This window comes from Sphingorhabdus arenilitoris, from assembly GCF_042651485.1.
Classification (GTDB): Bacteria; Pseudomonadota; Alphaproteobacteria; order Sphingomonadales; family Sphingomonadaceae; genus Sphingorhabdus_B; species Sphingorhabdus_B arenilitoris.
The window spans coordinates 163,086-181,012 of record NZ_JBHSDH010000012.1 but is presented as its reverse complement, the minus strand read 5'-3'; the positions used below and the strand labels follow the sequence as shown (position 1 = coordinate 181,012).

15 protein-coding genes are annotated in these 17,927 nt (G+C 55.1%); 10 read left to right on the top strand and 5 right to left on the bottom strand.

Annotated elements, in window-relative coordinates:
* Positions 1-92 precede the first annotated feature (92 nt).
* The 5 genes from ACFOWX_RS03990 (at position 93) to ACFOWX_RS03970 (ending at position 4,495) form a co-directional block, all read left to right on the top strand.
* Positions 93-1,877, top strand: a complete 1,785-nt coding sequence (locus tag ACFOWX_RS03990; protein WP_381421534.1) for an SLC13 family permease — start codon at positions 93-95, stop codon at positions 1,875-1,877.
* 203 nt (positions 1,878-2,080) lie between these two features.
* Positions 2,081-2,605 carry a hypothetical protein gene (locus tag ACFOWX_RS03985; RefSeq protein WP_381421532.1) on the top strand — a complete coding sequence of 175 codons (525 nt, stop codon included), beginning with the start codon at positions 2,081-2,083 and terminating at the stop codon, positions 2,603-2,605.
* 71 nt (positions 2,606-2,676) lie between these two features.
* Positions 2,677-3,081: a hypothetical protein gene (locus tag ACFOWX_RS03980; protein ID WP_381421530.1), complete on the top strand. Its 405-nt coding sequence runs from the start codon at positions 2,677-2,679 to the stop codon at positions 3,079-3,081.
* Between the two features lie 9 nt (positions 3,082-3,090).
* A complete protein-coding gene (locus tag ACFOWX_RS03975) occupies positions 3,091-3,873 on the top strand; it encodes a C39 family peptidase (protein WP_381421528.1) in 783 nt (260 codons plus the stop codon).
* A 10-nt stretch (positions 3,874-3,883) separates the two neighbouring features.
* Positions 3,884-4,495, top strand: coding sequence for a hypothetical protein (locus tag ACFOWX_RS03970; RefSeq protein ID WP_381421526.1), 612 nt, complete (start codon positions 3,884-3,886; stop codon positions 4,493-4,495).
* A gap of 103 nt (positions 4,496-4,598) precedes the next feature.
* Here the strand turns inward: ACFOWX_RS03970 and ACFOWX_RS03965 are convergent, their stop codons facing one another.
* Entirely contained in the window at positions 4,599-6,104 is a 1,506-nt protein-coding gene (locus tag ACFOWX_RS03965) for a transporter (protein WP_381421524.1), read from the bottom strand.
* A 48-nt stretch (positions 6,105-6,152) separates the two neighbouring features.
* Positions 6,153-6,887 (bottom strand): Crp/Fnr family transcriptional regulator, encoded by a 735-nt coding sequence (locus ACFOWX_RS03960; RefSeq protein ID WP_381421522.1) that lies wholly within the window; start codon positions 6,885-6,887, stop codon positions 6,153-6,155.
* 464 nt (positions 6,888-7,351) lie between these two features.
* On the opposite strand from ACFOWX_RS03960, the gene ACFOWX_RS03955 reads away from it, so the two are divergent.
* A complete protein-coding gene (locus ACFOWX_RS03955) occupies positions 7,352-7,612 on the top strand; it encodes a helix-turn-helix domain-containing protein (RefSeq protein ID WP_381421520.1) in 261 nt (86 codons plus the stop codon).
* Between the two features lie 65 nt (positions 7,613-7,677).
* Here ACFOWX_RS03955 and ACFOWX_RS03950 read toward each other — a convergent pair whose 3' ends face one another.
* The gene (locus ACFOWX_RS03950) at positions 7,678-8,340 is read right to left on the bottom strand and encodes a TetR/AcrR family transcriptional regulator (protein ID WP_381421518.1); all 663 of its coding nucleotides are present in this window, start codon (positions 8,338-8,340) and stop codon (positions 7,678-7,680) included.
* Between the two features lie 111 nt (positions 8,341-8,451).
* Between ACFOWX_RS03950 and ACFOWX_RS03945 the strand changes: the two genes are divergently transcribed.
* Genes ACFOWX_RS03945 through ACFOWX_RS03930 form a run of 4 tightly spaced genes read left to right on the top strand, consistent with a single transcriptional unit; the run spans position 8,452 to position 12,791 of the window.
* Positions 8,452-9,588 carry an ABC transporter permease gene (locus tag ACFOWX_RS03945; RefSeq protein ID WP_381421516.1) on the top strand — a complete coding sequence of 379 codons (1,137 nt, stop codon included), beginning with the start codon at positions 8,452-8,454 and terminating at the stop codon, positions 9,586-9,588.
* Positions 9,585-10,292, top strand: coding sequence for an ABC transporter ATP-binding protein (locus ACFOWX_RS03940; RefSeq protein ID WP_381421514.1), 708 nt, complete (start codon positions 9,585-9,587; stop codon positions 10,290-10,292). The genes ACFOWX_RS03945 and ACFOWX_RS03940 overlap by 4 nt, the downstream gene beginning before the upstream one ends.
* A gap of 19 nt (positions 10,293-10,311) precedes the next feature.
* On the top strand, positions 10,312-11,355 hold the full coding sequence (locus ACFOWX_RS03935; protein WP_381421512.1) for an efflux RND transporter periplasmic adaptor subunit: 1,044 nt from the start codon (positions 10,312-10,314) through the stop codon (positions 11,353-11,355).
* On the top strand, positions 11,352-12,791 hold the full coding sequence (locus ACFOWX_RS03930; RefSeq protein ID WP_381421510.1) for an efflux transporter outer membrane subunit: 1,440 nt from the start codon (positions 11,352-11,354) through the stop codon (positions 12,789-12,791). Before ACFOWX_RS03935 ends, ACFOWX_RS03930 begins: the two co-directional genes overlap by 4 nt.
* Before the next feature lie 55 nt (positions 12,792-12,846).
* Here ACFOWX_RS03930 and ACFOWX_RS03925 read toward each other — a convergent pair whose 3' ends face one another.
* Positions 12,847-13,143 (bottom strand): hypothetical protein, encoded by a 297-nt coding sequence (locus tag ACFOWX_RS03925; protein ID WP_381421508.1) that lies wholly within the window; start codon positions 13,141-13,143, stop codon positions 12,847-12,849.
* Between the two features lie 45 nt (positions 13,144-13,188).
* Complete coding sequence (locus ACFOWX_RS03920) at positions 13,189-17,856, bottom strand: NAD-glutamate dehydrogenase (RefSeq protein ID WP_381421506.1); 4,668 nt, start codon at positions 17,854-17,856, stop codon at positions 13,189-13,191.
* Positions 17,857-17,927 lie beyond the last annotated feature (71 nt).

Below are 17,927 nucleotides of genomic sequence, written 5' to 3'. Positions count from 1 at the left end.
TTGGCCCCCAATTATGCACAGCAATAATATAGGCGACACCAAACAAGAATAACTCCATTTGATTTATCGCATTGCTATGCCATAGCAGTGCGATGATCGATATCCCTTCCCCTCATGCTGCGGCGGCGCTGATATTGACGGTGTTGGTATTTTACGCATTTGCCAGCGGCAAGGCGCGGATAGAGATTATATCGCTGCTCACCATTGGCGTTATCGCTCTTGGGCTTTATTTTGCGCCTCTCCCTGGAACCCAGCCAAAAGATGGGCTTGTCCTTGCCTTTGAAGGTTTTGGGCACCCGGCGTTGATTACGATATGCGCGCTTATGATTATGGGGCGCGGGCTGGTGGTGACAGGCGCTCTGGACCCGGCGGCGCGGGCATTGCGCTCGGTATGGCGGGTTAACAAACAGCTTGGCCTATTGGTCACGTTGATGATGGCATTCGGGGCCAGCATGATTATCAACGACACGCCGGTGCTCGTCCTGCTGCTGCCCATCATGGTGCAATTGGCTTCCCAAGGGGCAATGCCAGCATCGAAGACATTAATCCCAATCAATGCCGCGATATTGATCGGCGGTATGGCGACGACTATCGGCACATCGACAAATTTGCTCGTCGTATCAATTGCCAATGATTTGGGTATGCGGCCGATAAGCGTTTTTCATTATAGCGACATAGTATTGATGGCCGCTTTGGTTGCTTTGCCTTACATCTGGCTCGTCATGCCCCGGCTGCTGCCCGACAATAGCAAGGAAGCAGGCCATTATTTCCGTAAATATTACGCGACGTTGCGGCTTGGGCCACAGTCGGCGATGTTTGACAGGGATGCCACCGCGATAGCAGCCTTGCTGCCGCCCGATGTCACCATCGACAAAAATACCCGCTACCCTCTGGTCCCTGGCGGGCGGCTGCGTATCCGAGGAACGCAAGAAGGCATCGAAGAGGCCATGCGCCTGTTCAATGCAACTGCAGTGCCCGCGTGGCTGGACGACCAATTGCGATTTGATGCTGGGCATATTGGCGAAGATATCACCATCGCCGAAATGGCCGTCGGCACAGATAGCAGATTGATCGGGCGCACGTTACAGACGGCAGGCCTAAGCGAAGTGGGCGTTATGGGCGTCGATCAGGCCCGCAAATTCATCCATGATAAACGGCCTCGCAATGCCGAGGCAGAGCTGCGTGAAGGGGACGTGCTGCTCGTGATGGGTACGGCGCAGTATCTTCAGGATTTTGCCCGCAACGAAGGCATGCTGGTGCTGGAAGGGGCCAAAGAACTGCCTCGGTCGAATAAAGCGACATTGGCGCTGGTCATCATGATTGGTTCCGTTGCGCTGGCCAGTGCTGGATTCCTGCCAATCGCCATTTCTGCGCTGGGCGGCGCCGTTTTGATGTTCGTCACTGGATGCGTCAAGTTTGAACGGGTTGGCCGGGCCCTATCCGCCAAAGTCATTGTTTTGGTCGCGGCCAGCCTGGCGATCGGTAAAATTGTGTTGGTCAGCGGCGCTGCGGAATGGATGGGGTCTTTGCTCGCGCTTGGCCTCCAATTTTTGCCAGCGGCGGGCGTCTTGGCGGCGATCATGCTGTTTGTGACCATATTGACCAATTTTGCATCGAACGCCACGGCCGCCGCTGTGGGCACTCCGATTGCCTTCAGCCTAGCGACGCAACTCGGCCTGCCGGTGGAACCGATGGTGCTGGCCGTCTTGTTCGGCTGCAATTTATGCTATGCCACGCCGGTGGCCTATCAAACCAATATGCTGATCATGGCAGAGGGCGAATATAAATTTAAAGATTATATCCGCACCGGGGTGCCGTTGGTCGTCATCATGATTGTGACCTTGTCGACATTGCTCGTGCTAAAATATGATATTTAGCGTGTAGGGTCAGGACCTAGGCCCTCACCAAAAACAATCGCCGACAAAAAAATTTCGCTGCTTTTGCCATATCGCAACAAGCCGCGTCTCGTTTCCACCTATCACGGTCTTGCCGCAATAAGCGGTAATAAACAGGGCCTCTTTCCCCCTTCCCAACGCCAATTGGGAAACAAAAGATGCCTGCGACCTAAAGGAGAAGACCCATGAAAATGGTAAAAAAAATAGCAGCATCCGTAGCTGTATGTGCATTGGCAGCAGGTGCCCCCGCATTTGCTCAGCAAGCACAAGATAATGACAATGACACCACCGGCGCCGCCGGTGACAATAGCGATACAATTGTCGTGAACGACTTGCTGGATATTTACCTGCAAGCCCAAACCGACAATTCGCAGGACAATTCGCTCACCGCGAATGATGTGGGCAGCAACAATAACACAGTATCGGCCAATCAACTGCTCAACGCAGTGAACACCAACTCGCAAATGGATGAGCTAGTCGATCTTGATGGTGAAGACGGAACCCCGGCTCCGGTTGGTTATAATAGCGGCAATAACGAAGTGCGCGGAAGCGCATTTGCAGCCTTTGCTGGTATTTTGAACCAAGCATGGAACACCGGCATCAACTCCAACGCCCAAGCAGCGACCAATATCGCGGCACAAGGCACCATCAACTTTGGTGACGGCAGCAGCGCAGCTGGTGCTGGCGGCGGCGGTGGCGGAGGCGATTAAGCCTTCCCGCTGTGGCGGACCTTTCCCCCCAAGCAAGGGTCCGCCACACCCCTAATCTAACCGGAGTAAAGATGATGACCTATCTTACACGGCTGCTCATCATTGCAGCTCTACCCGCCTCTTTGGCGAATGCCGCAAATGCTCAGGCACAAAATATGCCCGGCACCGACCAAGCATCGGAGCTGCAAAAAAATCCAGCGCATTTGACCGAACAAAAACCAGAAACGCCTTCGGGTATGGTATCGCTTGGCGAGCTCAGCCAATTGCGGGGTGGCGCGCAAATTGCGATTAACAATCAAACGCTAAATTCCACCAATACAGGCAATGTTATCGGCGGCAATTTTACCGCCGGGGACGTTAACCTCGGCGATAATGCTCTGTCCAACTTTAACGGGCTCGGCAATTTCGTGTTCAACACCGGCGCGCAATCCTCGCTGCAAGCGGGCCTGTCGGTAACGCTGAACGTCAGCGAATAGGCTTTGGCTATGCGATCCCTCCGCCCCAAAGCCGCCAAAGCGCCGCCATCCAAGATAATTTGGAAAGGCGGTGCAATGGCATTCGCCGCAGCAATATTGCTGCAAAGCGCGACATTGGACGCGCAGGTCAAACTCGGCCGAGAAGCAATTGGCGGGGATTATTCGGTCAACGTGATGACCTACTGGGAAATCCCTTTTCGCTCCGTCGTAAGGCAACGATATGATTTTAGTTGCGGTTCGGCGGCGGTTGCGACTCTGCTGACCCATCATTACGGCCGGCCGACCAATGAAGCGGATCCGTTCCGCGCCATGTGGAACCTGGGCGACAAAGAAACCATTCGCAAGGTTGGCTTTTCGATGCTCGATATGCGCAATTATTTGCAATCGGTCGGGTATAGAGCCGAGGGGTTTAAGATACAGCCCAACCAGCTTATTGAGATTAAACGCCCTGTCATCGTTCTTCTGGACATAAACGGCTTCAAACATTTTGTGGTCGTAAAGGGACAGTCGGCAAACCAAGTCCTGGTTGGCGATTCCATTCAAGGGTTGAAAAAATATCCGCTGGCGGAATTTCGGCGTTACTGGAATGGCGTTGTTCTGGCCATTATGGACGGCCCAATCACCAAACGTCCGGTGTATAATCTGGCAAAAGATTGGGACCCCTGGTCGAAAGCGCCGACAGACCAAGTGCTGACCACAGCAGCCATTGGTGACCTTACCTCGCACCTTCCCCCCACCTACCAACTGACGCCGGAATTCCTTGTGGATGTGCGTGTTGGTACAGTCAGATAAGAGAAAAATCATGCCCCTATCCCGCAAATTACTCTATCCTACCATCGCCGCCGCCGCGCTTATATTCGCGGTGACAATGCCCGCACCCTGCGCCGCGCGCGATGACGTTATCCGCAAATCAGATATGTCTGCCATGCCAGTTTTGATGAGCGACGAAACGCTTGACCGGCTGCGCGGTGGTTTTATCTGGTCGGGGATGAATATTCATTTTGGCGCTGATATTCGCACATATGTTGACGGAAATTTGATGCTCCACACGATATTAAATTGGACCGATGAAGGCGCCCAAACCACACAAACCGCTGCACCCGGTCTTACCGCTGTAGACGCGTCGGTATTGGAAGGGCGGATATTGTCCAACGGAGCGATCCGTATGCAGATTGGCGAAGCACCCGTATATCTGCTCAACGGCGGGCGTACCGCCATATCCCATGTCACCGACGAGGGCGTTCAAAACCGCCTGATCAACACAGCCGATGGTTTTTCAGCAGTCCAGGAGCTGAATGCCACAATCGACATCGGCGGCTATGAAGATTTTCGCGCTGGCCTGATGTTTGAACGCATGGCGGGCGCGCTTGATGATGCAGCTCGGCAAGGGGCGATTGGCGGTTTGGGAAATTAGGATCCGGACCCTAATCCGCCCTCACATGAAAACAAAAAAAGCCGTTCGCCACGCTGCTCAAAAATCAGCCGTGGCGAACGGCTTTTATCTGCCCAAATATGGCTCAGAATGTAACCGGTATGCGCATGACTATGCCCACATCTGGGGCATCTTCTGTTACGCCAAATTGAAAACCGAGGTTCAATGAGGTCCGCTCGGTCAACCGGTAGGACATGCCAAAGTTGAACGAGCCGACCTGTATATCGTTGCTATTTTGCACAGTGTCGCCCAATTCAGTGCTGGTCGAAAATATGTAATTATGCCGGTAGCCCAAGGAAAATGAGAAGCGCGGATTCAGCGCAAAGCCAAAGCCCACGCTGGCATTAATCGCATCACCCGGGTTTACCCGGCCGACCCGCACATCACCAACCACCCGGTCAATATCGCGCGCGATATTCCATAAATAACCAGCGCCGCCATAAATGACGACAGGGTCGGAGGGGAGCAGGAAGCTGATGCTGGGCTGCACACCCCAAAATCCAGAACCTGTGGCAAGGCCGGTGGCTACGCCAAATTCATCAAATGGGATTTCATAGGGGCTTTTGCCAGTATCGGTTTTGACACGCAGACCAGCGACCCAGATTGGCTGCAGCGGTTTGGGTGTATTGAGCTGGTAACGAATGGCGAATTCGGCATCGCCAATCGCCGTTTCTTCTAAACCGATTTCGCGCACCAATTGTTCATCGCGTTGTTGCACAACCTCAATGCGGTCCTTGCGGTATAATAGCGGCAATCGGGCTTCGATCTCCAATCTACTGGTAATGCCGTAACGAGCCGCTGCCGTCGCGATTATCGTATCGCGGTCGGCATCACTTGCCTCAATCGCGCCAATCTGTATTCCGGGGATCAGCTCGATGCCCCGGAAAACCAACCGGTTTGTCGACGACCTTGTATATTCGATGGAGGGGTCCAGCACAAAAGTCCCGCGCGGGGTCAGCACGCCTTGCCCTTCGGGAACTGCCTGCGCTTTTTGTTCAATATTCTGGCTCTCGGGCGGCGCTTCGCCCACGGGCCCGTCGGGCAAATCATCGGCTGGCGCTGCGTTTGTGCCACCGCGATTTCCTTCGCCGCCCGGGCCGTTATCTTGAACGGATCCGGCACCGCGATATTCCGATAGGGCCCATAAAGGTTCCGTCTTCAAAAAAGGCTGCCCGCCTGCTGTCTGGTTTGCCATATTGCGGTTTTCCAGTTCGGCGATTTTCTGATTCTGCGCCTCGATGATTTCGCTTTGCCGGGTGATCAGCTTTTTTTGCTCCGCTAGCTCAGCCTGTATCGCTGTTAACGCGCCCAAAATATCGCTTTGCCCCTGCTCTGCGCCCGGCTTGTTCTCACCGAGGGGTGCTTCGTCCGGAAATGCCGCATAACGGCCCTCATAGGCCGCGAGCACGGCTTTCCAGCTTTTGTCGGGATCACCTTCTATGATACTCCCTTTCGCGGCAAAGGCGAGGATTTGTACATTGCCAAGCGCAAGCGAAATTCCGCTATCGGCCTGGGCTGGTGTCAATGTCATGATAAATGATACCGGGATTGCGCCCGCCGTTAAAATGGCTTTGTTGGAAAATGTTTGCATTGGATTTCTCCAGAATTTTTTATTTTATGGCGGGAGGGAACCGCCCCGTTAAGCGGCCGATAAAGCACCAGGATAATCATCGCTGTCGCCGCCAATGGCTGGCGGAACCCCGCCGTCTTCTTCCCCTGCAAGGTCGCACAAGCCGCGATGGTCGAGGATGAAAACGCCATTTCGTCCATCAATTTTGATCAACTCGCGCCGCGCAAGTTCGGTAAAGGTGCGGCTGACGGTATGGATGGTAAGGCCCAGGAAATCGGCAATATCACTGCGCGACATGGGCAGACGGATGAAGCTGCTCCTCCCCTCCTGCTGCTTTAGACACAGAAGAAAAGCGGCCAGACGTTCGTGTGCGGTGCGGTGGCCCATAATATATTGGTATCGCTGCGCACAGTTAATGGCCCGAAACAGAATGGACAGCTTTCCATCCTCGGGCGGCGGGGCGCCGGGACCGCTGGAAAAATCTCCAACGCGGTAACACAGCACATCAACATCGGTGACGGCTTCTGCAGCGGCTCCATATTGGCCATAATCGGCCCCAAACACATCGCCGGCAAAGTAAAATCCGGTTAAATGACGGCTGCCGTCAATATGAAAACGGCAGGTCCGAACCGTGCCATGCAGCACTTCATACCAGCGATTTGCGCGCTGCCCCTCTTCGAAAATCATCTGTCCTGCATGAAATTTCAAACTGGTGCAGCGTATCGCCTGCTTAATGCCAAATAGCCTGCGGCTATTTTCTGCCAGTTGCATTTTCTGGCGCCCATTTTCTGATACATGTTCCATTCGCGCTACCTCTCCTAAAGCGCGACCCATTATGCCCCGGGCTTGTTACCCATCGGCCAGTTTTGAAACACAACATGTGAAAGTTGATGGGCGGATGATACCCGCCGGCTGCCCATTGCGTCTATCCAGTGAGTCGCTAGACTCGTCCAACACAGGATTTCACCTATGGAAAACTACGTAGGGATATTACCCATGCCGCTCTTTACATATTTAAAATGACGTAAAATCAGAGCGGTTACCGTTGCGCTTTTGTCCTATACGGCGCGGAACTGCTTGGGTTAAGATACTATCTATAGGCCGGCTGAGATGCTATATCTCTTTGGCAAACAGAGGGATTTGTTTCGGGCTGCATACGCGTTCGTTTTTTGTTTTAACTTTTAAGCTGTGTGAAAGGCAGCGACATGGGGGCAAGTTTGTGACGTCACATTCGGCGCACAGGTGACCAATGGAAGGGATAGCTCACCATGTTGCACAAAAATGATTTTACCAATGAACCGGAATTGACCAACCGCGAAATGGAAGTTTTGGAGCATATCGCCCAAGGTCTATCCACCAAAGAAGCCGCCAAGCATCTCGACATCGCACCGCGCACCGTCGACCGGCATATCGAAAATATCCGGCTGAAGCTGCGAGCCAAAAATCGCAGTAACATGATCGCCTGCGCGGTGATGCATGGTTTGCTGAACATCAATGGGCCGAAAGTAACCGAACCAGACAGCTGCTAATGGCGGGCATGATGCACGCGAACGTCTCGATAATAGGGGCCTCCCGTTTCACATTAAGAGGCTGGCTATTGCGCTGACCTTCCATAGCCTTTTAAAAATAGATCGACGGCGCTGTTCACGCGTTTTTGGGTTGTTGCGAAATGGTCGGGATCATCTTGCCCAAATCGGCGCTCCAAATCTGCGAGGCCCTTAATCATGCCTGCCAGATGCTCTGCGGCGAGTGCGGTATCATCTATAGTGAGTTTCCCAGCGGCAACGGCTTGGTCCAACAAGGCGGATAGTGCCCCATGCAACCGGCGCGGCCCTGCATTGAGGAACAAAGTGCCGATGTCCGGATTATGTTCCGCTTCAACTGCCAAATGTCTTTCAAACCGGGTCATTTCATCACGGCTCAAAAAGGCAATCATGTTCATACCAAAACCGACCAAAGTGGCGCGTAGGTCACCGCTCACCATATCTTCGATGCTCAGGCTATCGCGCATGATGTTGCATTCTGCCTCCACGCACGCCTCGAACAAGGCCTCCTTTGTGCCAAAGCGGTTATAGACGGTCACTTTTGAAACACTGGCCTGCGCCGCGACCGATTCAATGCTGGTTTGCGCAAAACCGATTTTGAAAAACTGATCCCGCGCCGCCTTTATAATTGCCGCACTTTTGCTGGTATCGACTGGGCGGCCCTGACCAGTTTTTGGTGCAGGCGTTATCTCAGTTTCCGCCGGATCAGGCATTATTGAACGGTTCCGTATAATTAAACGTTGACGTTCAGTATATGGATTCATATGCTTACCAGCAAGTCGAATCCGAAAAGGTATGAAGCCGGTAATGAATGGACTGCCTACATGACATGGATCGCCATCCGTATGCTCACCGGCGACCGGCAGAAGTTTTTCGGCCTTTTGTTCGGCGTCGCCTTTTCGGCTTTGCTGATTTCGCAGCAGCTTACGATATTTGTGAATCTGATCGAACGGGGCGCCACGGCGGTTTATAATGTCCCTACCGGCAATGTATGGGTGATGGACCCAGTCAGCCGCACCATTGATGTCAGTTATGCGATGCCTTCGACGGCGCTTGATAAAGTGCGATCGGTCGAAGGTGTGGAATGGGCAGTGCCCATGCTGCGATCTATTGCAAATGTGCGCACGCCAGAGGGCGATTTGGAGGGTGTGGCCATTGTCGGTATTGACGATGCCACATTGATCGGATTGCCGCGCAATATCGTCGCTGGCACGCGAGAGGCGCTGTATGAACCTGACGCAGTGTTTATTGATCAAGTGGGCGCGCTGAAGCTATTCGGCGAAGGCGTCGACCCCATCGGTATGCGGCTTGAACTGAATGACCGGCGGGCGATCATTCGCGGCATCGTCGATATCAACCCCAGCTTCACCAGTCAGGTGACGCTCTATACCCGCTATTCCAACGCGCTATCGTTCGTACCGGGCACGCGCAACCGCATGACATTTGTCATCGCGCAAAGTAAAGACGGCCTGACTGCACAGCAGCTTGCCACTGCCGTTACCGAACGCACCGGCCTGCGCGCCCGCACGAGGGACGATTTTGCACAGGATGGAATTGATTTCATCATCGAAAATACCGGCATTCCGATCAATTTCGGGATCACCGTGCTGCTAGGCGTCATTGTCGGCGTTGCGATTGTCGGCCTGACATTCAGCCTGTTCATCCGCGATAATATCAAACAATTTGGCGCGCTGAAAGCTATTGGCGTGACCAATGGGAAAATCCGGATGATGGTCGCAGCGCAGGCATTGCTGGTCGGATTGATCGGATATGGTTTCGGTATATTGGGCGCAGCCGTGTTTATCTATGCCAACGCCAACCTTCCCGATTTTAAAGGTTTCTATATGCCTTGGCAGATCCCCCTGGCGACGGCGATTGTGGTGCTGGTCATGATCCTGATTACCGGCTGGTTGGCGCTGCGCAGCGTGTTAAAGACCGAACCGGCGGAGGTATTCCGGTGAGCGATAATCCGGTTGCAATTGAAATCCGCCATATCGTTAAGGAGTTTGGGAGCGGAGACAGGCTGGTACGCGTGCTGCACGGTATTGACGCCGAAATCCGTTCTGGTGAGCTGACCTATTTGGTCGGGGAGTCGGGAAGCGGAAAAACGACGCTCATCTCCATCATCGCTGGCATCCTCTTTCCCACCGAAGGCGGGGTTACTGTATTTGGTAAGGATATTTACAGCTTGTCGGATAATGATCTGGTGCGGTTCCGGCTCGACACGATCGGATTTATTTTTCAGCAATATAATCTGATCCCCACACTAACAGCGGCGGAAAATGCCGGGGTGCCGCTGGTCGCCGCAGGTATGGGCCGCAGCGAGGCAACGAAGCGGGGCCGCGATATGCTGGAAAAACTGAATATCGCGGATCAGGCCGATAAACTGCCCAAACAGCTATCGGGTGGACAGCAACAGCGCGTGGCGATTGCACGCGCGCTGGTGCATGAACCACGACTGGTGGTGTGCGATGAACCGACCGCGGCGCTTGACGCAAAATCGGGCCGCCGGGTCATGGACTTGCTGCGCGAAGTAGCCTTGGTTCAGGACCGCGCCGTAATTATCGTGACGCATGATAACCGCATTTTCGATTTGGCCGACCGTATCCTGGTCATGGAGGACGGACGGATCACACATGATGGCAAGGAAATGCCGGATCACTGATCCCGGCAGGAGATATTATATGGCTGAAGAAAGTTTGTGGACCCGTTTGCGAAAGATAAGCTTTGCGCGCACGATATTGCCGGTGCTGGCGATTATCGCGATTTTGATTGCCATATATCTGGTTGCCACCGGACAGCCCGACCGCACGCAGGAAGGCGCATTTGAAACCCCGCCTAAGGCCAGTTCTGCCATTGCCGATGCGCCGAGCGTGGCGGGCGCGGGCGTGGTAGAACCATCCAGCGAAGTCATCAATATCGGCACCAGCCTCGCCGGGCTTGTCACCAATGTCTATGTCACACCAGGGCAACAGGTGGAGCGCGGCGCGGTATTATTCGCGGTCGATGACCGGGCGATCCGGGCACGCATTCAAGAAGCAGACGCGGCCATATTGCGGGCGCGCAGCGCAAGGTCAGCGGCGCATACCGCATTAGCAACGGCGCAGCAGCAGCTGGCGCTTTACAATGGCGTGGAGGACAGCCGGGCAATATCGCGCGCCGAGGTGATTGAACGCCAAGGTATCGTCCGCAATGCCCGCGCCCAAATTACGCAGGCCGACGCGGAAATCCGCAGCGCACAGGCGCTTCGTGCGAGCGCTGAGACTGATCTTGGCCGCCTGACCGTGCGCGCGCCAATTGCCGCAGAGGTGCTGAGCGTTAACATCCGGCCCGGCGAATTTGTAAATCCCGGCGGGCAGCCAAGCGGCAGCTCCGCCTCCTATATGGAAATCGGCAATACACGGCCCATGCATATCCGCATTGATATTGACGAAAATGAAATCAGCCGCGTCGATATTGGCAGCGAAGCCATTGTCAGCCCGCGCGGCAATTCGGCCAAGCGGGTGAAGGCGACATTTGTCCGCGCCGAACCGCTGGTGACGCCCAAACGCTCGCTGACCAATTCCGCCAGCGAACGCGTTGATGTAAGAGTGCTGCAGCTCATCTATCAATTGCCCATCGACAGCGGTTTCTTCGTCGGGCAGCAGGTGGATGCGTTTGTTCGCGCCAAAAAGGATACCGCCAAAACACAGCCGAAGAAACAAACAGCTGCGGCAGACGGCCGATGACGCGCGGCTTCAAATCTTTACTCATCGTTGCAAGCCCCCTACTGCTTGCGGGCTGCGCATCGATGAAGGCGCCCGAAAGCGACCCCGCGTTCAACCCTGCCTCGGTGACTCTACCCGAAAACTTTGCTCTGGCCGGAGATGTTGCCGCGCAAGACCGCAGCGCGCTGGAAAATCTGCTCCCGGTCTATGACCCCGCCTTTGCCGAATTGCGCCAAATGGGGGAGGATAATGCACCGACATTGGAAGCGGCGCTGGCGCGTATCAATCTGGCCCGGGCGCAGGCTGCACGCGCTGGAGCCAATCGAAACCCTTATATTGGCGGCGACGGCCAAGTCACGGGGACCCGCCAAAATCCGGGCGCTTTCGGAGCGAACTTGCCCCCGGGCATTGCCATAGACCGCTATATAACAAGCTTTGGCGGCAATATCGCCGCGAGCTGGGACCCCGATATTTTCGGGCAATTGCGGGCTGGGCAGCGGGCGGCACAGATACGAATTGATGCCGCGAGCGCCGATGCCGCCGCCGTGCGGCAAACTTTGGTATCGGCCATTGCTGCTAATGTCATTGACTGGCGCACTGTGGCCGCGCGCGAAATGACGCTGCGCGATGATATCAAGACGGCACAAGAATTCATGCGCCTGACAAAAACACGCTCAAGGGCGGGGCTAGTCCCCGGCTTTGACGCGGTGCAGGCCGAAACATTGGCAGCGCAGGCAGAAGCTCAGCTGGCGCCGCTGCTTGCGGAACGGGCACGTATTATCGGCGCGCTTGTGACGTTGACCGGAAAGCCCGCCAGCGAGGTAATTGCGTCGCTGGACAAGGCGGCAATGACCGGCGCGGAAAGCGCGAAAGCTGTGCCGCCTGCGCCTGCCGCGACCCCGGCCGCCATGCTTCGTGCGCGCCCCGACATTGCGGCGGCAGAGGCGCGATTGCGCGCGGCAGATACCGACATCGCCGTTGCCGCAAAAGAGCGTTTTCCCAAACTGAACCTAACCGGCACATTGGGGCTGCTCGCCTTTGCGCTGGGTGATATATTCAGCGCGGACGCGATTGTCGGTGCGGTCGGCGCAAGCGTCGCAGGGCCGCTGCTCGATTTTGGACGCATTGATGCCGAAATTGACGCCAGCAAAGCACGCGCAAAAGAAGCTTTTGCAAATTATCGCGGCACAGTATTTGCCGCCCTTGGCGATGCGGAAACCGCTTATGGGCAAGTGGCATCCGCTCGTGAAGAGGTGACGGCGCTCAAACGCCAATATGCGTTGGAGGCCGATACCGTATATTTGGCAGGGGTCAGATACCGGCGCGGTATCGACGATTTTCGCGGCGTATTAAATGCACAGCGCCGATTGAACGCTGTCGCCGGTAATCTGGATCTCGCCAAAGGCCGCTATGACAGAGCCCGGATCGCGCTCTGGCTGGCGCTGGGCGGCAGTTGACGGGGAATATGCACATACCGCGTCATGCTCGATGATACGGGCCAATATCGCAGGCTTATCGATATACCGACTTAGCGAGTTCCAACGCTTTTCCATAATTTTCGGCTGACACCGTTTTTTTGATCAGCTTCAAAGCGTGATTCACGCGGCGTAATCGGTCGCTGGGCGCATAGTGCCGCAAATGCTGGACGATATCTTCACGGGTGGCTTCACCGTTTTGAGTAACTTCGGCGATCATCATCGACGCCAGATGATGCTGCGCCTTGTCCGCATTATATCGCCGGTTTAGCCCGTAAAAATATGCCAAAGCGACAGCCAGTGGACCGAGGACCATGCCGAACATCAAAAACATTTCAGTTTCCTTGAAATAAGCCCTGACCCTCGGCCCCGCCCCATCCTATCGCGTCAGCAGGCTGCGAGCCTGTCCAGCGATTTGGGCGAGCATCGCTGCCGATGGCGCCATATTGGTGCGAGCGCGGTCGATCATGCTGCGGAATTTGTCCACATTGGCGCGATTATCGGTCAGCCAGCTATCGGTTGTTTGCACGGGATCACCTTTTTTACCGCGGCGCAAGAAATCCAATCGGATTTCCTGAAAATCACGAGCTAGGCCCGCAACCAGCAGGCGTTCCCATGGGTCTTTGGGGTCCATTTGCATCGCGGCACCTTGCGCCCAGCCAAGCCCCAGCGCATTGCCAAGCGCGGTAAATGCCTGCGTTATCCGAATGGGATCGCCGCCTTGTTCGCACGCCAAAGCAGTGAGGCCTATCGCTCCATCCATTTGAGCCAGGCGCATAATTTGACCGGCAATTTTGCTTGGTACGCCGCTGTCGGTGAGCCGTTTGCCAAAAGCTTCGGTTATGTTTTTCGCATCTGTGGAAAGCAGCTGAGCGCGGGCATTCGACAGTTGGCCGACCACAGGCTGGTATATGGCGAGCGTGTCGCCAATGCTCCGTTTGTTACTCGCGTTGCGGATGATATCAGCCATTTGCGCGCGCACCTCGGTGGCCAATTCGCGCAGCAAAGTAAGCCGCGCGGCTTCCTCCATCTTGCAATTGTCTACCGCCTCCCAAATGGCGCTGATCCCGAATAAACGGTCCGCTAACGTAAACGCACGCGCGACCTCGCCCAGGGTGCAACCCTCTTCTTCGGCCAATTCAAATGGATGCAACATACCCAGCCGGTTAATCATGCGGTTGGCCAATTTGGTCGCGATGATTTGTGGGCGCAGCCGGTGGCTGGCTATCGCTGATTTATGCTTTGCAACCATTGCGGGAGGGAAGGCCGCATAAAGCTCATCCACCATCACGTCGTCATTGACAAAGGCCGCATCCTCAATGGCATCTTGAACCATCATTTTGGCAGTCGACAATAACACCGACAATTCAGGGCGCATCAATCCTTTTTCGTCCATCACGCGCCGCAACAGCTCATCATTTTGGGCAATACCCTCAACGGCGCGGTCGAGCCTGCCGGCGGTTTCAAATGTCTCTATCAACCGGACATAGGCGGGAAGGTCGCGTGCGCCGCCGGCCTCAGCAACCGACAATGCCAATGTTTGCAGACGGTTGTCCTCTAAGACCAATTCAGCAACATCGTGAGTCATACTGGCGAGCAGCTTTACCCGCGCCGCATCCTTTAACGCCCCTGATGCCATTTCGGTGTTGAGCGCAATTTTGATATTCACCTCATTATCGGAACAATCGACCCCGGCGCTATTGTCGATAAAGTCGGTGTTGATCCGCCCGCCATTGAGCGCAAAGGCGATCCGCCCCGCTTGGGTGATTCCCAAATTTGCGCCCTCGCCGATAACTTTGGCTTTTACGCTTTTGGCATTGACGCGAATGGCATCATTTGCATGATCGCCCACCTCGCTATTGCTTTCGCTGTCATCCTTCACATAGGTTCCAATGCCGCCAAACCAGATGAGCTGAACCTCGCTTTTCAAAATTGCGCGGATCAACTCGGACGGCTCCATCTCCTTTTTGTCGAGCCCCAGCAATTTGCAAATCTCGTTGCTCGGTTTTACGCTTTTGGCATTGCGTGAAAAAATACCGCCGCCCTTGGATAGCAGCTTCGGATCATAATCCTCCCAGCTTGAGCGGGGCAAAGCAAATAGCCTTTTACGTTCTTTCCAGCTTTTTGCTGGATCGGGATCAGGGTCGATAAAAATATTGCGATGGTCAAAGGCCGCGACCAATTTGATCGCTTTCGATAATAGCATCCCGTTGCCAAAAACATCGCCCGACATATCGCCAATACCGGCGGCCGTGACAGGCTGTTTTTGCACATCGATGCCCATTTCGGCAAAATGCCGCTGCACCGAAATCCAACCTCCTTTGGCAGTTATCCCCATGGCTTTATGGTCATAACCCACCGACCCGCCGCTTGCAAAAGCGTCGCCCAGCCAGAACCCATGTTCAATGGCGATGGCATTGGCCGTATCGGAAAATGTGGCCGTCCCTTTATCAGCCGCCACCACAAAATAGGGATCATCACCGTCGCCGATAACGACGCTTTTAGGATGAACTATCTTTCCGCCGACAATATTATCGGTCACCGACAACAATGTGCGGATGAAAATGCGGTAGCTTTCTTTGCCCTCTTCGAACCAAGCATCGCGGTTGACGCGCGGATCAGGCAAGCGTTTCGGATAAAATCCGCCCTTGGCCCCTGTCGGCACAATCACCGCATTTTTCACTCGCTGCGCCTTCATCAGGCCTAATATCTCGGTGCGGAAATCATCGCGGCGGTCGGACCAGCGTAAGCCCCCGCGTGCGACAGGTCCGGCGCGCAAATGGATTCCTTCGACGCGCGGGCTATATACCCATATTTCGCGCCAAGGCTTTGGTTCGGGCAGCCCCGGAATTTTGGCGCTGTCCAATTTGAACGCCAACGCCGTTTCGGCGGCAGGTGCATAGGCATTGCTGCGCAAAGTTGCCTGCACCACCGCACGGAACAAGCGAAGCACCCGGTCTTCATCAATTGCGGCGACATCCGCAAGGCCGCTATCTATCGCTCTTTCAAGCTTAGCCGCAGCCTTTTGCCGGTCCTCTTTGGCCTGCGGGTCGTGTAAGGCCGCGAACAGAGCGATGATCGCCTGGGTCACGGCCGGGTTTTTGGCCAAGGCTTCCACGACATTCAACATGCCATAGCTGAGCCCGGTTTGCCGCAAATAACGGAACCAAGCGCGCAGCCATAATGCCGCCTGAGGTTCCAATGCGGCAGCGACGATTAACTGGTTAAACGCATCATTTTCAGCGTCCCCGTCCAGCACCTGAGCCAAGGCAGTTTCTAATATATCAGCCCGCGCCATGACGGACGGCACATCGACATTATTTTTCAACTGCAATGTGAAATCATGAATATAGGCAAGCTTACCCTCATCCAATGGCCGGGGCGATTCTTCGATAACGTTAAAGCCGAAATTTTCGAGCGCCGGAACAACATCGCTTAAAGGCAGCGCGCCGCCCGCATTATAGACCTTCAGGCCCAATTTACTGGCAGCAGCATCGGGCGAATGCAGCCGGACGATCTTGGTCTGTTCGCGCTCCATGCGGACGAGGCAGAGCATATCCTGCGCCGCCTCCTCGGTCGAATAAGCGGCGCGGTAGGTTGCCGAAAATGCCTTCCCGTAATGCACCAGCATGGCCGCCGCGCGCTTTTCATCGAGCAGCCGGGCAAGCTCAGCCTCAACAGCCGGTTCCCAGCCGCGGACCATCAGCTCCAATTTCTCGTCCAGCCCGGCCTCATCAACCTTGACCGACCGGTCCGGCAAGTCGAGCGTATAACGGATCAGCGCAATCCCCGCATCTTCCAATGTGATTGACCAGCCCAGCAGATTAGCGCCCGCTGCATCGGTCAACATATTGGAAATCGCCTGCCGCATGGCGGTGGACACATCATCGCGGCGCAGCCAGACAAATACGAATAGATGCCGCCCCAGCGGAGAGCGGACAGCAAGCAATTTCGGTCTGGGCCGGTCGGTGAGCGACATCGCGGTCAATGTCACCCGCTCCAGATCATCAGGCCTTAACGAAACCAATAAATCATGCGGCAACGCGGTCAAAACGTGCGCCATCGCCTTTCCGGCGTGCCCCGCTGGATCAAAGCCAAATTTCTGCATCAGCGCCTGCATATGCGTGCGCAGCAGCGGCACCTCCATCGGCCCGCTGGCGCTTGCCTCGCTCGTCCATAGCCCCGCAATAACCGATAGAGCTGTGATTTTCTTCCCATCCATTACCGGCACGAGCAACAGGTCGAGCAGCACATTACGGTGCACACGCGACAAACGATTGGCTTTCAGGATCAATGGCGCCTGCCCGCCTTTTTCAAACCAGTCAAATGCCAAAGCAACGCTCGCCTCGGACAATATTGGTGCCTCGCTGGCCCGTGAAATACCCAGTTTGGAGCTACGCTTGCCATCGCGGCTTAAATGTTCATGACCCAGGACAGTCATATTGCCATTTTGGAACCAGCGGATCAATTCCGCGCCTTCACCGCCGGGCAACGCGGCAATATCCTTGTCCATTTCGGCCAGCATCGCTTGCCAATCGGATACAGCGCATCTGACCTCAAATAATATTTCGGTCAGCTGCTGTTCCAAGATTCTGCGATGCTTGGAATCGATCCGATCGGCTTCGACATATATGACCGATTCAGCGGTGCCATCATCCAATCGCTTGGCACTCAGTGACAAAAGCTGGCCTTTGTCGTTACGTGTCACCGTGACAACCGGGTGGATTACCCGCTGGACATTCACTCCGTTGGCCACCAGCGCGGCCGCGACCGAATCCACCAGAAACGGCATATCGTCATTGCAGATTATAATCCGCGTTGCGAGCCGTCCCATTTGGTCGGTAAAGCTGGCGGCTTTAATCGCGACGCTTCCCGCCTTGCGCGTCAATCCCGTTTCTAAAGCAAAATATGCGGCATCGCGGCAGGCCGCATCATCAAACCCTTCATCCTCGCCCGGCAAGGTGTTAGCAGCAAAAGCCGCCATCATCGGTTTAATCAGTTTGCTATCAATCGTGGCGGGGGTTTTTGCGGTTTTGCTCGCGGCCATTTATGTCCTCTTTCCATGTCGCAAATGGGAATTTGGGTTGCCCCTCTATGCGCCTGTTGGCATGCGCATAC